General features: G+C 71.2%; 12 protein-coding genes. 4 read left to right on the top strand and 8 right to left on the bottom strand.

Annotated elements, in window-relative coordinates:
• Positions 1-79 precede the first annotated feature (79 nt).
• Both ACLBXO_RS04440 and ACLBXO_RS04435 read right to left on the bottom strand, forming a co-directional pair.
• Positions 80-3,229 carry an efflux RND transporter permease subunit gene (locus tag ACLBXO_RS04440; protein WP_331313463.1) on the bottom strand — a complete coding sequence of 1,050 codons (3,150 nt, stop codon included), beginning with the start codon at positions 3,227-3,229 and terminating at the stop codon, positions 80-82.
• A gap of 16 nt (positions 3,230-3,245) precedes the next feature.
• Positions 3,246-4,568: an efflux RND transporter periplasmic adaptor subunit gene (locus ACLBXO_RS04435; protein WP_331313464.1), complete on the bottom strand. Its 1,323-nt coding sequence runs from the start codon at positions 4,566-4,568 to the stop codon at positions 3,246-3,248.
• A 293-nt stretch (positions 4,569-4,861) separates the two neighbouring features.
• Here ACLBXO_RS04435 and ACLBXO_RS04430 point away from each other — a divergent pair, with 293 nt between their 5' ends.
• From ACLBXO_RS04430 to ACLBXO_RS04420, 3 genes are all read left to right on the top strand, one after another.
• Positions 4,862-5,869 carry a CobW family GTP-binding protein gene (locus tag ACLBXO_RS04430; protein ID WP_331313465.1) on the top strand — a complete coding sequence of 336 codons (1,008 nt, stop codon included), beginning with the start codon at positions 4,862-4,864 and terminating at the stop codon, positions 5,867-5,869.
• A 112-nt stretch (positions 5,870-5,981) separates the two neighbouring features.
• Complete coding sequence (locus ACLBXO_RS04425; RefSeq protein WP_331313466.1) at positions 5,982-7,256, top strand: O-antigen ligase family protein; 1,275 nt, start codon at positions 5,982-5,984, stop codon at positions 7,254-7,256.
• Positions 7,257-7,302: 46 nt separating this feature from the next.
• On the top strand, positions 7,303-10,632 hold the full coding sequence (locus tag ACLBXO_RS04420; protein ID WP_447684616.1) for an ATP-binding protein: 3,330 nt from the start codon (positions 7,303-7,305) through the stop codon (positions 10,630-10,632).
• 73 nt (positions 10,633-10,705) lie between these two features.
• Here the strand turns inward: ACLBXO_RS04420 and ACLBXO_RS04415 are convergent, their stop codons facing one another.
• The 4 genes from ACLBXO_RS04415 to maiA all read right to left on the bottom strand — a co-directional run bounded on the left by ACLBXO_RS04415 (position 10,706) and on the right by maiA (position 13,517).
• Entirely contained in the window at positions 10,706-11,023 is a 318-nt protein-coding gene (locus ACLBXO_RS04415) for a hypothetical protein (RefSeq protein WP_331313469.1), read from the bottom strand.
• The gene (locus ACLBXO_RS04410; RefSeq protein ID WP_447684615.1) at positions 11,020-11,331 is read right to left on the bottom strand and encodes an EthD family reductase; all 312 of its coding nucleotides are present in this window, start codon (positions 11,329-11,331) and stop codon (positions 11,020-11,022) included. Before ACLBXO_RS04410 ends, ACLBXO_RS04415 begins: the two co-directional genes overlap by 4 nt.
• A 65-nt stretch (positions 11,332-11,396) precedes the next feature.
• Complete coding sequence (locus ACLBXO_RS04405; protein WP_331313471.1) at positions 11,397-12,728, bottom strand: NAD(P)/FAD-dependent oxidoreductase; 1,332 nt, start codon at positions 12,726-12,728, stop codon at positions 11,397-11,399.
• 141 nt (positions 12,729-12,869) lie between these two features.
• Positions 12,870-13,517: a maleylacetoacetate isomerase gene (gene maiA / locus ACLBXO_RS04400; RefSeq protein WP_447684614.1), complete on the bottom strand. Its 648-nt coding sequence runs from the start codon at positions 13,515-13,517 to the stop codon at positions 12,870-12,872.
• A 176-nt stretch (positions 13,518-13,693) separates the two neighbouring features.
• Here maiA and moaB point away from each other — a divergent pair, with 176 nt between their 5' ends.
• Entirely contained in the window at positions 13,694-14,251 is a 558-nt protein-coding gene (gene moaB / locus ACLBXO_RS04395; protein ID WP_331313473.1) for a molybdenum cofactor biosynthesis protein B, read from the top strand.
• 7 nt (positions 14,252-14,258) lie between these two features.
• On the opposite strand, the gene ACLBXO_RS04390 is transcribed toward moaB, so the two are convergent.
• Positions 14,259-15,707 (bottom strand): amino acid permease, encoded by a 1,449-nt coding sequence (locus ACLBXO_RS04390; RefSeq protein WP_331313474.1) that lies wholly within the window; start codon positions 15,705-15,707, stop codon positions 14,259-14,261.
• 149 nt (positions 15,708-15,856) lie between these two features.
• Positions 15,857-16,387, bottom strand: coding sequence for a hypothetical protein (locus tag ACLBXO_RS04385; RefSeq protein WP_447684613.1), 531 nt, complete (start codon positions 16,385-16,387; stop codon positions 15,857-15,859).
• Between the last annotated feature and the right edge of the window lie 156 nt (positions 16,388-16,543).

The raw sequence follows: 16,543 nt of genomic DNA, 5'->3' as shown, positions 1-16,543 counted from the left end.
CCCAGATGGCGCGCGCGGCGCGGTCCTTGTGGCGCCCCTGCAACGGGCGGCGCGCCGGCCCGGACGATCCCGAGCCGGCTCACGCGGCGGCCCGATGCGCGGGCCGCGCCTGGGCGTCCGGGTTCGGGCGGCGTCGGGAGAACAGGGAGATCAGCACCGGGACGATCACGAGGATCAGGTTCGGCGCCAGGATGATGCCGCCCACCACCACCAGCGCCAGCGGCTTCTGCACCTGCGAGCCGATGCCGGTGGAGACCGCGGCCGGCAGCAGGCCGACGCAGGCCGCAACGCAGGTCATCATCACCGGGCGCATGCGCACCACCGCGGCGTGCCAGACCGCCTCCTGCCGCTTCCAGCCCTCGTCGAGCAGCTGGTTGTAGTAGGCCAGCAGGATCACGCCCTCCATGGTCGAGATCCCGAACAGCGCGATGAAGCCGATCGCGGCCGAGATCGAGAACGGCGTGCCGGTCAGCGCCAGGGCGAAGATGCCGCCGATCATCGCCATCGGGATCACCGACAGGGTCAGCAGCATGTCGGCCACCGACGAGAAGTTGATGTAGAGGAGCAGCGCGATCAGCAGCAGCGTGATCGGCACCACGAGGCTCAGCCGGGCGGCCGCCTCCTTGAGGTTGGTGAACTGCCCGACCCATTCGAGCCGGTAGCCCGGCGGCAGGTCCACCGCCTCGCCGACCTTGCGCTGCGCCTCGATCACGGCGCTGCCGAGGTCGCGGCCGCGCACCGAGAACTTCACCGGGATGTAGCGTTCCTGGTCCTCGCGGTAGATGAACGAGGCGCCCGAGACGAGGTCCACGTCGGCGATCTCGGAGAGCGGCACCTGGATCACGCCGCCGTTGGGGTTCTGGGCGCCGACCGCGATGTTGCGGATGCCCGCGAGCGAGGAGCGGTACTCCTTCGCGAGGCGCACCCGCATCGGGAAGTGCCGGTCGGAACCGTACTCGTAGAGGTCGCCCGCGGTCTGGCCGCCGATCGCCGCCTGGATCGTGGTGTTCACGTCGCCGATCGACAGGCCGTAGCGGGCCGCCTTGTGGCGGTCGACGTCGATCCGCACCGTCGGCTGGCCCAGCGATTCGAACACCGACAGGTCGGTGACGCCCGGGACGGTGGCGAGCGCCGCCTTCACGGCGTTCGCCGTCTTGGTGAGCTGCGCGAGGTCGTTGCCGTAGATCTTGACCGAGTTCTCGCCCTTCACGCCCGAGGCCGCCTCCTGGACGTTGTCCTCGATATACTGCGAGAAGTTGAATTCGATGCCGGGGAACTCGGCCTCCAGCTTCCTGCTGAGGTCCTGGATCAGCGTCTCCTTGTCGAGGCCCTTGCGCCACTGGTCGATGGGCTTGAGCGGCGCCAGGATCTCGACGTTGAAGAAGCCCGTGGCGTCGGTGCCGTCGTTCGGGCGCCCCTGGTGCGACAGGACGGTGGTGACCTCCGGGACCTCCTGGAAGATCTTGCGCATGCGCTGGACGTAGGCGTTGCCGGCCTCCAGCGAGATCGAGGACGGCATCGTCCCGCGCACGTAGAGGTTGCCCTCCTCGAGCCGCGGCAGGAACTCCAGGCCGAGATTGCGGGCCGTGAGGCCCGAGACCAGCAGCACCGCCACCATCACGGCGACCGCCAGGACCCGGTTGCGCAGGCCGAAGCGCAGCGCCGCCTCGTGGCCGACGCGCAGCACCCGCACGATCAGGGTGTCGCGCTCCTCGAGCTTCCTCGGCAGCATCAGGGCCGAGAGCGCGGGCGAGACCGTGAAGGTGGCGAGCAGGCCGCCGAGCAGCGCGTACGCGTAGGTCTTGGCCATCGGGCCGAAGATGTGCCCCTCGACGCCGGTCATCGTGAACAGCGGCAGGAAGCCGACGATGATGATCGTCGCCGAGAAGAAGATCGCCCGGTTCACCTCGCGGCCGGCGATCGCGATGGTGCCGAGCCGCCCGGTCAGCCCGTCGGGCGGGTCCTCGCCCTTCACGTGGTCGGGCTCGGCGATGTGGCGGAAGACGTTCTCCACCATGATCACGGTGGCGTCGACGATCAGGCCGAAATCGATCGCGCCGAGCGACAGCAGGTTGGCCGAGTCGCCGCGCACCACCAGGATCAGGATCGCGAAGCCGAGCGCGAACGGGATCGTGGCCGCCACGATGATCGCGCTGGTGAGCGAGCCGAGGAACAGCCACTGCACCACGAAGACCAGCACCACGCCGAAGACGAGGTTGTGCATCACCGTGTGGGTGGTGGTGTGGATCAGGCCGGAGCGGTCGTAGATCCGCTCGATCTTCACGTCGGGCGGCAGGATCGTGGAGCTGTTGATCTTGTCGATCTCGGCCTCGACCCGCTCCAGCGTCGGCAGGCTCTTGCCGCCGCGGGTCATGAGCACGATGCCCTCGACGATGTCGGGCTGGTTGTCGTGGCCGACGATGCCCAGCCGCGGGGCGTTCGACACGCGCACCTCCGCCACGTCCCGCACCAGCACCGGGGTGCCGTTGACGAGGCTGATCATCGTGTCGCGGATGTCGTCCATGTCGCGGATCAGGCCGATGCCGCGCACCACCGCCGATTGCTGCCCCACGTTCAGCGTCTGGCCGCCGACGTTGATCGAGGCGTTGTTCAGCGCGTTGGTCAGCTGCACCAGGGTCAGGCCCTGGGCCTGGAGGCGGTTCAGGTCGACCGCGACCTCGTACTCCTTGGCCTTGCCGCCGAAGGCCGTGACGTCGACGACGCCGGGGATCGCCTTGAACCGGCGCTGCAGCACCCAGTCCTGCAGGGTCTTCATGTCCATGGGCGAGTAGCCCGCCGGGCCGACGAGCTTGTACCGCATGATCTCGCCCACAGGGCTCGTCGGCGAGATCTGCGGAGTCGCGCCGTTGGGCAGCGTCGGGGCCTGCGACAGGCGGTTGAGCACCCGCTGCAGCGCCTGCTCGTACGTGTACTCGTAGTTGAACTGAACCTTCACGTCTGAGAGCCCGAACAGCGAGATCGTGCGCACCACCTGGGCGTTCGGGATGCCGGCGAGCGCCACCTCCAGCGGGATGGTGATGTAGCGCTCGATCTCGTCGGCGGACTGGCCCGGATTCTGAGTGATCACGTCGACGAGCGGCGGGACCGGATCCGGGTAGGCCTCGATGTTGAGCTGCGTGTAGGCGCCGTAGCCGACGCCGAGCATCACCACGAACAGCAGCACCACCAGCACGCGCTGGCGCAGCGAGAAGGTGATCAGGGCGTTCATCGGACCGGATCCCCGCTCAGGACGCCTTGTCGCCGGTGGCCGCCCGGTCGATGAACAGGGCCCCCCGGGTGACGACCTGCTCGCCCGCGCGCAGGCCCTGGACGACCTGGGCGTTGTCGCCGTTGATCAGGCCGAGCTTGATGTCGCGCGCCTCCACGGCGCCGTCCGGCCGCGCGACCCAGACGTGGGTGCGGTCGCCCTCGTACACGATGGCGGCCAGCGGCACGCTCGGGCTCGGCTCGCCCTTGCCGGTGATGATCGTGTAGGTGGCGAACATCTCCGGGCGCAGCACCCGGTCCGGGTTGTCGACCTCGCTGCGCACCGCGAGCCGGCGCGTCGCCGGGTCGAGGCTGGAGGCCATGTAGTTCACCCGGGCCTTGAACACCCGCGCGCCGAAGCCCGCGACCTTCGCCTCGACCTCCTGACCGATGCGGATCCGCGGGATCTCGCTCTCGCGGACGTTGGCCACGAGCCAGACCGTCGACAGGTCGCCGATCACGAAGACCGGGTCGCTGGAGGCCGAGAGGTACTGCCCGATGCCGACCTTGCGCTGGACGATCGTGCCGGCGATGGGCGCCCGGATCTGCGTCTCGGCGCTCATCGTCCCCTTCTTCTCGAAGGCGGCGATCTCGGCGTCGGTCTTGCCGAGGAGGCGCAGGCGGTTCTTCACCGCGTCGAGGGCGCCCTCGGCGGTCTTCAGGTCGCTCTGGGCGGCGATGACGTCGTTCTGGGCCGACTGGTAGTCCTTCAGCGCCGTCGCGTGGGCCTGGAACAGCTCCTGCTGGCGCTGCGCGATCGTCTGGTCGAGCTTCAGGAGCGCCTGCTGCTTCTGGAGGTTGTTCACGGCCGCCTGATAGTCGTTCTGCGCCTGGACCATGTCGGTGGCCTCCAGCGTCAGCAGCACGTCGCCGGCCTTCACGTCGTCGCCGGCGCGGACCAGGACCTTCGTCACCCGGCCGGCATAGGGCGAGACCACCGGGACGTTGTCGTCCTCGTTGAGGGCGATCCGACCCTCGGCCGAGCCCTCGGGCCGGAACATCAGGTTGGCCACCGGCAGGATCTCGAAGGCCGCGCGCTGCTCCTTGGACGGCCGGAACACCCGCTCCACGGGGCCGGCCTTCTCCGCGTCGATGCCCGGGTCCGGGTTGCCCGGGGCGAACAGCCCGGTCACGGCCGCGACGAGATGCGCGGCGGCCTCGCGGGTCCGGTCGGGAAACGCGACGGCGGCGCCGACGGCGGCCGCGAGCAGGACGACGATGACCAGCAGGCCGGGCCAGCGGCGCCTGCGCGCGGGGACGGCGACGGCCTCGTCCTGGTCCAGCGGATTTCGGGCGTCCATGCGGATGATCTTCTAGGTCCGGACCGAGAGTCCGGGCTGGGTGACGAGAGTACGATACGTGCCCGGACGACGCCTACATCAATGCGGTCGCTGGTGCTTTTCTATGGCGCGCCGCGGGAAGATTCCGGCGGTCCCGCGTGCCTAGAGCAAAGCTTGTCAGACAGGCAATCGATCCGGCGCCCCGGTCGCGAAACCGTGTGGCCCCGTCTTCCTTTGACGGGATTTGTTACAATATGACAACGCTCGCGGGTCCAGGCCCGCGCGATCCCGCACCTGTCACCGAAGAACCCGTCATGTCCGATACGAGCAACGCTTCCGTCCCGGCCGCACCCGGTTCCGCCGCCGGCAAGATCCCGGTCACCGTGCTCACCGGCTATCTCGGCGCGGGCAAGACCACGCTCCTCAACCGGATCCTCACCGAGAACCACGGCAAGCGCTACGCCGTGATCGTCAACGAGTTCGGCGAGATCGGCATCGACAACGACCTCGTCGTCGGCGCGGACGAGGAGGTGTTCGAGATGAACAACGGCTGCGTCTGCTGCACGGTGCGCGGCGACCTGATCCGGATCATGGACGGGCTGGTCAAGCGCCGGGGCAAGTTCGACGCGATCATCGTCGAGACCACCGGGCTCGCCGACCCGGCCCCCGTGGCGCAGACCTTCTTCGTCGACCAGGATGTCGGCGAGGCCGCACGCCTCGACGCCGTGGTGACGGTGGCCGACGCCAAGTGGCTGTCCGACCGCCTGAAGGACGCGCCGGAGGCCAAGAACCAGATCGCCTTCGCGGACGTGATCCTGCTCAACAAGAGCGACCTCGTCTCCCCGGCCGACCTCGACCGCGTCGAGGCCGAGATCCGCACGATCAACCCGCTGGCCAAGCTCCACCGCACGCGGAACTGCGCCGTGCCCCTCGACGCGGTGCTCGAGCGCAACGCCTTCGACCTCGACCGCATCCTCGACGTCGAGCCCGACTTCCTCGAGGCGGGGCACCACCACCATCACGATTCCGACATCCGCTCGGTCTCGGCCAAGATCGAGGGCGCGGTCGACCCGGACAAGTTCATGCCGTGGATCTCGAACCTGACCCAGACGCAGGGTCCGGACATCCTGCGCTGCAAGGGGATCGTGGCCTTCCCGGACGAGCCGAAGCGCTTCGTCTTCCAGGGCGTGCACATGATCCTCGACGGCGACGTTCAGGGCGACTGGGGCAAGGACGAGAAGCGGGTCTCCCGGGTGGTCTTCATCGGCCGCAACCTCGATCCGGCGGCGATCACCGAGGGCTTCGAGGCCTGCCGCGCCTGAGCCGGGGAGCCGCCCTCCGGGCTGCCGGGCGTCGGGAAGGCGATTCTCAACGTTTGGATGGCATCACGGACGGCGCGGGCCCGCGTAACCGGCCCGCGGAGTCCGCGTATCCATGGCCCACACCGCAGCGCCCGCAGGCCCGGTCCCGTCCGGGTCGGCGGGCGGAATCCCGCTCATCGCGGCCGTCGAGGGGCTGGCCAAGGCGCTGTTCGCGGCGTTCATCTTCTTCGCCTGCTTCGCCTTCTCGGAGACGTCCCCCTACGACGCGGTCGCGATCCCCACGATCCTGCTCTGGCTCTGCCTCGGCGTGCGGCTGCACCGCGGGGCGGTGCCGCTGGTGGCGCTCCTCCTGCTCTACCTCGCGGCCATCGTCACCGCGCTGCTGCCCTACCTGAACGAGGAGTTCCCGGTCACCTGGACCGTGCAGCTGATCTACCTGTCGATCACCTGCGTCTTCTTCGCGATGTTCTTCGCGGACGACACGCAGGCCCGGATGGAGCTGGCGCTCAAGGCCTACACGGCGAGCTGCGTGTTCTCGGCGGCTCTGGGCATCGTCGGCTACCTGCAATGGCTCGGGATCGAGGACCTGTTCTACAAGTACGACCGGGCCTCGGGCACCTTCCAGGACCCGAACGTCTTCGGCTCGTTCCTGACGCTCGGCGCCCTCTACCTGATGCACGGCCTGCTCACCGGCTCGACCCGCCGGCCGCTCGTGTCCCTCGCGGGCCTGCTGATCATCGTGGCCGGCATCTTCCTGTCGTTCTCGCGCGGGTCCTGGGGCGGGAGCGTCGTCGCGGTGCTCCTGATGGTGGGATCGGTCTATGCCGGCAGCGCCTCCCCGCGCCTGCGCCGCCGCATCGTGCTCCTGACCCTCGCGACGGTCGTCCTCGGCACCGTCGCGGTGATCGGGCTGCTCTCGGTCGACCACGTTCACAAGATGTTCGAGACCCGGGCGGCCCTGACCCAGGATTACGACCAGGGCGAGACCGGTCGCTTCGGCAACCAGATCCGCGGCTTCGCCATGCTGCTGGAGCGGCCGTTCGGGATGGGGCCGATGCACTGGCGCCTGACCTTCGGGCTCGAGCCGCACAATTCCTACATCGGCTCCTTCGCCAACGGCGGCTGGCTCGGGGGCGCGGTGTTCATCGGCCTCGTGGCGGCGACCGGCCTCGTCGGGTTCCGGCTCCTGGCGCGGCCGTCGCCGGTCCGGGCGCACGCGCAGATCGTCTGGCCGGCGCTGCTGATGTTCTTCCTGCAGGCGGTCCAGATCGATATCGAGAAGTGGCGCCACGTCTACATGATGCTGGGCATGGTCTGGGCGCTGGAGGCCGCGCGGCTGCGCGCGGGCACGCGGCCGCAGGCGGGCGCGCTTGAAACGCGGCGCTAGGCGCGGCATCGCTCGGTCGCGGCCGATCGGCACCCGGAGACGGTACGTGAGCACACAGCCGGACAGCGAGCGCGACCGGCTCGCGGCCCTCGAGGCCCTCGCCATCCTCGGGACCCCGTCCGAGCCGCATTTCGAGGCCGTCTGCCGGACGGCCCGGCGCCTGTTCGGCGTGCGCAGCGCGTTCGTGGCCTTCCTCGGCGACACGCATCAGTGGCTGAAGACGCCCTGTGCCGGGGTGCCGACCACGATGCGGCGGGAGGAGAGCTTCTGCCAGCACACGATCCGCAGCGACGCCCTCGTGGTCGTTCCCGACGCGCGGCAGGACGCGCGCTTCCGCGATCTGCCCCTCGCCGCCGCGCCGGACGGGATCCGGTTCTACGCGGGCATCGCCCTGAGCCTCCAGCCGGGCCTGCGGGTCGGGACCCTCTGCCTCGCCGATCCCGAGCCCCGCGCCGACTTCGCGCCCGAGGACGCGGCCGCCCTCCGCGACCTCGCCGAGATCGTCGTGGCGCATCTGCGCCTCACGGAAGCCAACGCGCGGCGCGACCGCGAGATCGCGCAGGCGGCGATCCGCGAGGCGCTGATCCGGGAGCAGCACCGGGAGATCAATGCCCGGGCCCGCGCCCAGGAGGCGGCGAATGACCAGCTCACCATGGCCGAGCAGCTCGCCAGCGTCGGCAACTGGCGCGTGGGTCTCGCGGACGGGCAGCCGGTCTGGTCGGCGAGCCTCTACGCCATCGCGGGCCGCGACCCTGCGACGCCGCCGCCGCGCCTCGACGCCTTCTCGCAGATCTACCATCCCGACGACCGCGCCCGGCTCGAGGCGGTCGTCGCGGACGCGATCGCCCGCAGGGTCCGGTTCGACTTCGAGGCCCGGCTGCTGCGGCCGGACGGCGAACTGCGCGACGTGGTCGTGCGCGGCATGGCCCGGGGGGAGGGGCCGGGCGCCGGACTGTTCGGCGTGCTGATCGACGTGACCGAGCGCCGGCGCGCCGAGGACGAGGTGCGCCGCAGCGAGCTGCGCTACCGGGGCCTCGCCGAGGCGCTGCCGCTCCTGGTCTGGACCATGCGGGTCGGGGACGGTCGGGCGACCTACGCCAACGCGCAGTTCCAGTCCTATTACGGGCCGATCGGGCCCGAGCGCGCGGAGCGCCTCGTCCGGAACCACCCCGAGGATGCCGCCGCCATGGAGGCGGCCTGGATCAAGGCGGTCGAGACCGGCACGGGCTACGGCGGCCAGTGGCGCATCCGCCGCCACGACGGCGTCTACCGGTGGCACAAGCTCGCGCTGATCCCGATCCGCCTCGACCCGGCGGACGGCGCGGTGGCGGAGTGGCTCGGCACCGCCCTCGACGTCGACGACATCGTCACGGCGCGGCTCGCCGTCGAGGAGGCGAGCGGCCTGCTGGACATCGCCCTCGACGCCGCGGAGGCCGGCACCTGGGACTGGGACATGCGCACCGGGCTCGCCGTGCTCAGCCCGGAGAGCGCGCGGATGCACGGCCTTCCGGAGACCGGCGCGGCCCACACGATCTCGGCCTCCGCCTGGACGGCGCTGATCGATCCCGACGACGTCGCCGATGTCTGGAGCGAGATCCGGCGGGCGGTCGAGTCCGGCACCCCCTACGCGGCCGAGTTCCGAGTCGGCGCCCGCTGGCTCTACGCGCGGGGCCGGACGCTCTGCGGCGCCGACGGGCAGCCGCAGCGCATGGTCGGCCTCCACCTCGACATCACCGAGCGCAAGGCGGTCGAGGCGGCCCTGCGCACCGCCACGCGGGACGCGGAGGCGGCGCGCACCGAGGCGGAGCGGGCGAGCGCGGCCAAGAGCGAGTTCCTCGCCGCCATGAGCCACGAGATCCGCACGCCGCTGAACGGCATCCTGGGCTACGCCGAGCTGCTCCTCGACGCCGACGCGATCCAGAACGAGGACCGTCGCCGCCTGGAGCTGATCCAGAGCAGCGGCGCGGCCCTGCTCACGGTGGTCAACGACATCCTCGACTTCTCGAAGATCGAGGCCGGCGAGCTGACCCTCGATCCGGTCACCTTCCCGCTGGTCCCGGTCGTCGACGGCACGGTCTCGATCGTGCGCGGCAGCGCGCTCCGGAGCGGTCTCGCCATCGAGGCCCGGATCGACCCGGCCCTGCCGACCTTCGTGGTCGGCGATGCCGGGCGCCTGCGTCAGGTGCTGCTCAACCTGCTGAACAACGCCGTCAAGTTCACGCCCGAGGGCTCGGTCACGGTGACCGTCGAGCGGGAGGGCGGCGGCCTCGCTCCCGACGGCCGCCCCGGCGACGCGGTCCGGTTCTCCGTGGTCGATACCGGCATCGGCATCGCGCCGGCGCAGCAGGACCGGCTGTTCAAGCGGTTCAGCCAGGTCGACGGCTCGATCAGCCGGCGCTTCGGCGGCACCGGCCTCGGGCTGGCGATCTCCCGGCACCTCGTGTCGCTGATGGGCGGCGAGATCGGGGTCGAGAGCCGCGAGGGGAAGGGCTCGACCTTCTGGTTCCGGCTGGTGCTGCCCCGCGGCGAGCAGGGCACCGCGACCCCGGACGCCGCGGCCGACGCGGGTGTGCCGCCGCGGCCGGCCACGGCTCCGGCCGCCGGCCAGGTCCCGGGCGCGCCGCTGCGGCTGCTCCTCGTCGAGGACGTGCCGCTCAACCAGGAGCTCGCCTGCGCGGTGCTCGAATCGCAGGGCTACGCGGTGGACGTCGCCGGGGACGGCGCCGAGGCGATCACGGCTGTCGGATCGTCCGTCGCGGCGGGCCGGGCCTACGATCTCGTGCTGATGGACGTCCAGATGCCCCGCGTGGACGGGCTCACGGCCACGCGCCGCATCCGCGCCCTGGCACCGCCCGCCTGCGACGTCCCGATCGTCGCCATGACCGCCAACGTCCTGCCGTCGCAGATCGAGGAGCTGCGCGAGGCCGGGATGGACGATTACGTCGGCAAGCCGTTCCGGCGGGCCGACCTCTTCGCCACGATCAGCCGCTGGACGGCGCCCGGCGCGCGGCGGCCGGCGCGGGCCGAGGAGCCGCGCCGCCTGCCGCAGGTGGATTCGGCCGTGCTCGACGCGGCGGTCCTCACCGAGATGGAGGCGAGCTTCGGCGCCGATCGCGTCGGAGCGCTGCTCGATCTCCTGGCCAACGAGCTGTCCGAGCGGTTCCGGCCGAGCGAGACCGACCGCCTGCAGATCGCCCACGACGCGCACGCCCTGGTGGCGGCCGCCGGGCTGCTGGGCTTCGTCGGCCTGTCGAGCCTGTGCCGGGAGGTCGAGGCCGCCGCCCACGCGGGCGCCGACCTGATGCCGCTGATCCGGCGCCTGGAGATCCAGCGGGCGACCGCGCTCCGCGCCATCCGGCAGCTGCGCGCGGCGTGAGTCCGCGCGCGGTCTCGAGGACCTTGTCCGTCATCGCTTCGCCGCGCGCGCGATGGCGGCGGCCCCGAGGCCGTCAGTCGGGAACGGATTCCCCTGGCTCCTCGGGCAGCGGGTCGCCGGTCCAGGTCGTCGCGAAGGCGGCGAGCTCCCGCGCGTCGGCGAAGGCCGCCACGGTGACCTCGCGCGCGGCCGCCGGCGCCCCCGGATAGGGGGCGAGCTGGACCGTCACCCGGGCGAGCCGGCCGCTCGGGGCCTTCTCGGCGATCCAGGCCTGCGCCTCCGGCGTGAAGCGCTCCGGGCCGTCCAGGGCCCGGGCGTCGGTCCGCAGCACGACCACGTAGGTGCCGAGGCTCGGATCGGCCTCCTGCACCGCCTTGACGATGTCGATCACGGGTTTTCCGCGAAGTCGTTGATCTGCACCTGGGCCTGCGCCGCGGTGAAGTTCGGGATGTCGGCGAAAATCTCCTCGCCGTGGGCGGCCACGGCCTTCTTGAAGGCGTCGATCGACTCGAAGGTCAGCAGGGCCATGACCTGGAACGGGGCGGTGCCGCCGTCCGGCGTGCCGGCGCCCTTGACGACGTTCGCGTCGTGGAGTCCGAGGGACGACCAGCGCTCGCGCACCAGCGGCATGTGGTGGCCGAGGTAGTAGCCCATGTCGAAGCTCGGGCCGGCCGGGTACATCACGCTTACCAGGATCATGGCGTTTCCTTCCTGTGAGGCGCCCGGTCGATCCGGGCGCCCGTCCTCGGTTCGTACGGCGACGGTCAGTGCAGCTTCACCCGCGGCTCGGTGCGCCGGGTGAGCGCGCGGGCCAGGGTGTCGAGGGCGGTCTTGGCCGTGCCGTGCAGCGCCCGCTCGTGCATCTTGTAGAGCGAGCGGTACATCATCCGGGCGAACAGACCGGCGATGAGCATGTTCTTGCCGCGCACGAACCCCATCAGGCTGCCCACGGTCGAGTACTCGCCCAGCGAGACCAGCGAGCCGAAATCCTTGTAGCGGAACGGCTTCAGCGGCTTGCCGTCGATCTTGGCGGGGATCTGGCTGATCAGGTGGCTCGCCTGCTGGTGGGCCGCCTGCGCGCGCGGCGGCACCGGCGTGTCGGAGCCGGCCTCGACCAGGTAGGCGCAGTCGCCGATCGCGAAGATGTCGGGGTCGCGGGTCGTCTGCAGCGTCGGCGTCACCACCAGCTGGTTGGTCCGCGTCGTCTCCAGGCCGCCGATGCCCTGCAGGAAGGGCGGCGCCTTCACGCCCGCCGCCCAGACGACCAGCTCGGACGGGATGAAGGTGCCGTCCGCGAGCTGCACGCCGTCGGCGCGGACCTCGGTGACCCGCGCCTTCACGCGCACGTCGACGCCGATCTTGCTGAGGAGCTGCATCACCTCCGCCGAGAGGCGCTGCGGCACCGCCGGCAGGATCCGGTCGGCGGCCTCGACCAGGGTGATGCGGATGTCCTTGCCCGGGTCGATCTTGTCGAGCCCGGTCGAGACGACGTGGCGCAGGGTCCGGTGCAGCTCGGCGGCGAGCTCGGTTCCCGTGGCGCCCGCGCCGATCACCGTGACGTGGAGCTGGCCGGGCCGGACCGGGCCGGCCTGCGTGTGCGCCCGCAGCGAGGCGTTGACGAGGCGCTGGTGGAAGCGCACCGCCTGGTCCTGGGTGTCGAGGGCGATGGCGTGCTCGGCGACGCCCGGCGTGCCGAAATCGTTCGTGGTGGAGCCCACCGCCATCACTAGCGTGTCGTAGGGGACGGCGCGCTCGGGCGTGACCTCGCGCCCTTCCGCGTCGTAGCTCGCGGCGAGCTGGATCGTGCGCGCCTCCCGGTCGAGCCCGGTCATCCGCCCGATCCGGTAACGGAAGCCGTGCATGTGGGCGTGGTGCAGGTAGTCCACCGCGTGGTGGCCGACGTCGAGGCTGCCGGCCGCCACCTCGTGGAGCAGCGGCTTCCAGATATGCGTCCGGGCGCGGTCCACGAGGGTGATGTGCGCGCGCTTGCCGCGCCCGAGCTTGTCGCCGAGCTTCGTCACCAGCTGGAGCCCGGCGGCGCCGCCGCCGACCACCACGACGCGATGAAGGCCCGACTCGTTCTCGACGGATGCCATCGACTCTCTTTCTCCCCCCCGGACCGGGATCAATCGCCGGCCTCCTTACACGGCCTGGGTTGCCGAATACCACAACGCCGGCCGCGATCCCCGGTCACGAGTGCGACGGCGCGCACCGGACGGGAGGCGCGCGGAGCCCGGTCACGCCGACGGAGCGCCCGGCTGACGCAGCGGGTGTGCCTCCGCGACCGCCGGCAGGGCGAGGCAGGCCTCGGCGATCCGCGCGACCGTCGGGTAGGCCGCCGTGTCGATGCCGAAGATACCGGTCCCGACCCAGAGGCTCACGAGGCAGAGGTCGGCGTGGCTCACCGAATCGCCCTGGCAGAACCGGCCCGTCCCGGGCTCGGTGGTGAGGCGCGCCTCCAGGGTCCTGAGGCCGGTCTCGAAGGCGTTGCGCAGGAAATCCAGCATCCGCTCCCGGGGCAGGCCGTAATGCTCCATCAGGAAGGTGCGCACCCGGGGCACGTAGAGCGGGTGGGTGTCGCACGCGACCACCTGCGCCAGCGAGCGGGCCCGCGCCCGGGCCCGCGGCGCCTCGGGCAGGAGGCGCACGCCGCCCCGCGTCTCTTCTAGGTAGTCGAGGATCGCCAGCGACTGGGTGAGCGGCGGCCCGTCGCCGTCGAACAGCGCCGGCACCGCGCCCTGCGGGTTGATCGCCCGGAATTCCGGCTTGTGCTGGTCGCCCGCGTCGAGGTCGATGAAGGTCTCCTCGTAGGCGATGCCCTTCAGCTTCAGCGCGATCCGCACCCGGAAGGCCGCGGCCGAGCGCCAGTTGCCGTACATGTGCATGGGTCAGCGATCTCCGACGGGACGGGCGAGCACAGCCGACTTCGCGGCGGGCCGCAAGGGGGGGGAGCGGGGGCGGAAGCGGGGGCGGAAGCGGGGGCCGCGCGCGCGGCGGCCCCGGGGGCGACAAGTGGTCCCGCCGGTCCCATATCGGTCTCCCGCCCCGGAGAGCCCGCACGATGGCCGATCAGACCGACGCCCGCCGCTTCATCCCCCTGAACATCGCGGTCCTGACCGTCTCCGACACGCGGCGCCCGGAGGACGACCGCTCGGGCGACACCCTGACTCAGCGCCTCACCGAGGCAGGGCACACCCTGGCGGCCCGGTCGATCGTCCCGGACGAGATCCCGGCGATCCGGGCGCGGGTGGAGGCGTGGCTGCGCGATCCCGGCGTCGACGTGGTCATCACCACCGGCGGGACCGGCTTCACCGGCCGCGACGTCACCCCCGAGGCGCTGGAACCGCTGTTCGAGAAGCGGATGGACGGCTTCTCGGCCGTGTTCCACCGGATCTCGTACGACAAGATCGGGACCTCGACCCTGCAATCCCGCGCCACCGCGGGAGTCGCGCGGGCGACCTACGTGTTCGTGCTGCCGGGCTCTCCCGGTGCCTGCCGCGACGCCTGGGACGGGATCCTGGCCCAGCAGCTCGACTACCGGCACCGGCCCTGCAACTTCGTGGAGATCATGCCGCGCCTCGACGAGCACCTGCGGCGCGGCGCGAGCCTCACGGTCTGAGGCGGCGCTAGGCCAGAGTCCCCTCCTTGCGGCGCAGGACCGAGTGCTTGCGGCCGTAGAAGAAGTACACGACGAGGCCGATCGCCATCCAGATCACCAGCCGCAGCCACGTGTCGAGGGGCAGGCCGACCATCAGGAGCAGGCAGGACAGGATGCCGAGGATCGGCACGACCGGCACGGCGGGGGCCCGGAACGGCCGCTCCATGTGGCGCTCGGCCCGCCGCAGGTAGAGCACCGAGCCGCAGACGAGGATGAAGGCGGCCAGCGTGCCGATGCTGACCATCTCGCCGAGGATGTGGATCGGCACCAGGGCCGCCACCACGGCGACCGCGGCCCCGATGAGCGCCTGGCTGCGATACGGCGTCTGGTAGGTCGGGTGGACGCGGGAGAACATCTTCGGCAGCAGGCCGTCCTGCGCCATGGTGAAGAAGATCCGGCTCTGGCCGTAGAGCAGGACGAGGATCACCGTGGTCAGCCCGGTCAGAGCCCCGAGCTTGATCAGGAGGGCGAACCAGCCGATGCCGATCACGTCGACGCCCTTGGCGATCGGGTCCGGGACGTTCAGGTCCTTGTAGGGCACGAGCCCGGTCAGCACGGCGGCGACGAGCACGTACAGGATCGTGCAGACCGCCAGCGAGCCGAGGATGCCGATGGGCATGTCCTTCTGGGGCCTGCGCGCCTCCTGGGCGGCGGTCGAGACCGCGTCGAAGCCGATGAAGGCGAAGAACACCACGCCCGCGCCGCGCAGGACGCCGCTGTAGCCGAAATGGCCGAAGGTCCCGTCGTTGTCCGGGATGAGCGGGCTCCAGTTCGCGGCGTTCACGTGGCCCCAGCCCAGGGCGATGAAGGCGACCACGACGGTGAGCTTCACCGCGACCATGATGTTGTTGAAGCGCGCCGATTCTTTCGTGCCGCGCATCAGCAGGATCGTGATCAGCGCCACGATCAGGACCGCCGGCAGGTTCAGCAGCGCGGTCCCGCCGCCCTCGATCGGCGTGCCCGGCGCGTTGGCGAACTGCGCCGGGATCACGATGCCGACGCTCTTCAGGATGCTGGTCACGTAGCCCGACCAGCCGACCGCCACGGTGGCGGCGCCCATGGCGTATTCGAGGATCAGGTCCCAGCCGATCAGCCACGCGAAGAACTCGCCGAGCGTCGCGTAGGTGTAGGTGTAGCTGGAGCCGGCCACCGGGATCAGCGCGGCCATCTCGGAGTAGCAGAGGCCGACGAAGGCGCAGGCGATGCCGCCGAGCACGAAGGACAGCATGATCCCCGGCCCGGCATACTGGGCCGCGGCGGTGCCGGTGAGGACGAAGATGCCGGCGCCGATGATCGCCCCGATGCCCATCGCGGTGATCGAGAGGGCGCCGAGCGACTTCGAGAGCTGCTGCTCGCCCTCGCCGCTCTCGACGATGTCCTCGACCGACTTGCGCCCCATCAGGCCCGACGAATCCATGGCACCATCCTTCGAGGTCGGGGCGGTTCGGCACGCGTCGACACGCCCGGAGGCGGCGACGATTCTGTCACGCTTCCAGAGTTGTAGAGGCAAATCGACCGACAACAACGTGAGTCGGCGCAAGATTCTTCCGGCCAGGATCCGTGGGGTCAGGCGCGTTCCACGCGCGCGATCAGCGGCCTGACCTTGAGGCGGCCCGCGAACGCGCCCTCGGCACGCAGCGCCTCGCGCCGGACGACGTCGCCGGCCCGGGCCTGCCGGGCGCCGGCGACCGTCTCCACCCGTCTGACGATGCCGCCGAGCCAGCTCCCGGCCGGTCGGTGCAGGCGGCCGAGCGCCGTCTCCGGCCGCGCCGTCCCGACGAAGCGGTCCAGGGTGCGGATCCAGCCTTCGGCCGGGACGTCGCCCGCCTCCAGGCACAGGATCCAGTCCCGCCGGGCCGCGGCGGCACCCGCCGCGTAGGGATTCCCGCCCCGGTGCAGCACGAGGGTCGCGCCCGTGGCTTCCGCGACGGCCGCCACGGCCTCGCTCTCGCGGCCCGCGACGATCACCGCGTCGCCGACGAGGCCGCCGGCCACGCCGGAGACGAGCACGCTGAGCGTGTCGGCCAGGCGATCGATCGCGTCCGGATCGGCCGGTTCGGCCAGATAGGTCACGGCTGAGAGCATGAGCGCGCGCATAGACGATTCTGCGCCGCCGTAAACTGCCCCGCCGCCTCCGCGCGGACGCGCCGCGGCCCGGACGGGCGATGGAGCCGGATTTGCCTGAAAAAGAGGCGTTTGCCGACGTCGTGTTCGCTCTATGTTCCGGTCCCGATCCGGGCGGAGGACGAGGCG

The organism is Methylobacterium sp. C33D, from assembly GCF_053345825.1.
This window is presented reverse-complemented; position numbering and strand designations above follow the sequence as displayed.